Source organism: Scandinavium sp. (assembly GCF_036271055.1).
GTDB lineage: Bacteria > Pseudomonadota > Gammaproteobacteria > Enterobacterales > Enterobacteriaceae > Scandinavium.
The window spans coordinates 1-2253 of the sequence record NZ_DATBBJ010000111.1 but is presented as its reverse complement, the minus strand read 5'-3'; the positions used below and the strand labels follow the sequence as shown (position 1 = coordinate 2253).

At 58.8% G+C, this 2253-nt stretch carries 3 protein-coding genes; all 3 read right to left on the bottom strand.

Annotation, left to right across the window (positions count from 1 at the left end):
• Nucleotides 1-307: 307 nt before the first annotated feature.
• On the bottom strand, nt 308-664 hold the full coding sequence (locus VH187_RS23270) for a hypothetical protein (protein ID WP_329703802.1): 357 nt from the start codon (nt 662-664) through the stop codon (nt 308-310).
• 227 nt (nt 665-891) lie between these two features.
• A complete protein-coding gene (locus tag VH187_RS23265) occupies nt 892-1641 on the bottom strand; it encodes a hypothetical protein (protein WP_329703801.1) in 750 nt (249 codons plus the stop codon).
• Nucleotides 1642-1664: 23 nt separating this feature from the next.
• Nucleotides 1665-2253, bottom strand: a 589-nt coding sequence (locus tag VH187_RS23260; RefSeq protein WP_329703800.1) for a hypothetical protein, incomplete at its 5' end; no start/stop codon positions are given.

The window sequence follows — 2253 nt, the reverse complement described above, 5'->3', positions numbered from 1 at the left end:
GGACGCCCTCGTAGGCGTCGCTTACGAACGTTCCTGATATCGCCGCAAAGATGTTCTGGGCGATATTCGGGTTCAGCGGACCCGCCAGCACGTACTCGCCGTGCAACACGTTGAGTTGTGGACGGCCGTGCAGCGTCCATTTAATTTTCACGGCAACCGTATTCGGTGAAGGGACAAATCCAGCCATGCCGAATTAGATAGCTTTGCGCGCGCTGACTCAAGACAACGTTCGTTTGTCACATTCGAGGCTGCTTAACTAAAAACGCCTTGCATGACCGATCAGTCATGCAAGGCGCTTGAGGCGGTCTTAGCGGGCTGCCATGGCCTTCCCTGAGGCAACCTTCAGCTTGACCCGCAGGTCCTGCCAGCACCTCGCGCACAAGTCCGCCGCGTAGTAGTCGGGCTCCTGCGCCAGGTCGAACAACTTGACGTAGACCGCGAAGTTTTTGTCTTTGTCGCAGATGTCGCAGCTGCCCGACACGCTTGAGTCCTCGTCGACGCGCGCCATGTCCTCCTGGACCAGCTGCGTGAAGTCGTGGAAATGGCCTTCACACAGGCGCAACTTGGTCGTCTCTAGGTCTTCGCCGTACGCGCTGATGACGTAGGCAGAGCGTTGCTTGCCTGGGTACCTGTGCGCATTCCAGTCACACGGAAAGATGGCCATGCAGGCCTCCTAGGGATGAGGGTTCACCCGAACCCTCAGGGGAGCCGTGTAGGGAACACTGACGCGCAGTGGGTACCTCTTACGACGACTCCCCGTCGGTTGCTTCGGGCTCGTCAATTACAGCCCGAAGCACGGGGAGGGTCCAGTAGGTTTCCGTTATGACTGGTATCAGCGTTATTGATAAATGGCCTAGGTCACCTGGCGTATGTCCGCTCCGTCGGACACGGTCATGTTGCTGGCGTCAGCTCCTCGACGTTGATCACGGTGCCGCCTCTGAGCGTGTACCCAAATCCAGGGCTCGAGGCAGGCACCTTGTAGCTTTGATGTTCAAACACCAGGCGCGCCGACCTAACGAACCCTTGCGTGTCGTTGAGGGTCAAGAAACCCAGGTCAAAAAAGTACTCGGGTGTGCCTGGGTCGGTAAGCGCTGAGGGAGGGAACGTCACTACGGTTACCCGTAGGAGCCGTGTGATCGGGTTCGTTGCGACAAAGCCGTTATCGACCAGGCCGACGTGCGTCGTGACCAGCTGGTAAGTCTGTACGGCCGTGTTCTGGTAAATGCCGTTCAGCTCAGCGCGATCGCTTTCATTGAAGGTGCCGCTTGCAGCTGCTGAACCGATTACGTTCCACAGGTTGCCTGAGGGGTCCCAAGTGAACGTTGTGAACTGTGTCGGACCATCGATGACTGTGCTTGTCGCCGAGTCGAAGAACTGGACCAACAGGGACAGGTCTGAGCCAAAAGCCGCTCCGTAGGTCGAGGCGAAAGGAACATCGCCGCCCAGGCGTGTTCCCCAGGTGCCTGCCCACACGTGTTGAACATTGAGCGCACTCTGCTGAAAGGCCACTATCGTGAGCTGCGGCAGGGCATTGACTTGAGCGCTCCATTGACACGTGCTCACGAAAGGCCCCGCCAGGTCCGTCTGAAAGCGGAATTCATAGCCCTGGCCTACAAAGCCTCCCACGGGAGGCGCCGCCACGGTAATGGTCACCTTAATTAAGGCTAACGATGCAGCTGGTCGGTTCGACGCCTGTTGGTATCGAAGATGAAGTCTCGAGCCTCGATGATCGTGACCGGCGTGATTTCGTAGTCCTTGGCAGGCAACGTCCCGCCGGGCTTCGATGGTCTGTCGGGCAGTGCCGCGCTACGAATCGCCAGCGTGATGTTCTGAGCAGCCATCGCTGTTTGCACCGAGCGATACCAGGTCACCGCTGTTGATACTGCAGCTGGCAGGGCCGTTCCGTCAGCCATGACGAAGTCGGTCGCCCATCCCAACGTGTAGATGCGTCCACGATGCGAACGCCCAGTCATGGCCGTCCGTTCGGTAAGTACGAAGCTCACCATGTCTGGCATGGCAAGGCCTGTAGCAGTGCCCGCAATTGCGTCGCCTGTCGATGGAACGTCTGGGATACCAGGGCTCCGCAGGTCCAGGACGGACACGCCTGTCAGCTGCGTCGTCGTTGCTAGGACGCCCTCGTAGGCGTCGCTTACGAACGTTCCTGATATCGCCGCAAAGATGTTCTGGGCGATATTCGGGTTCAGCGGACCCGCCAGCACGTACTCGCCGTGCAACACGTTGAGTTGTGGACGG

Coding starts and splice junctions, on each gene's coding strand:
- VH187_RS23270 (WP_329703802.1), bottom strand. CDS start 664: ATGGCCATCTTTCCGTGTGACTGGAATGCGCACAGGTACCCAGGCAAG.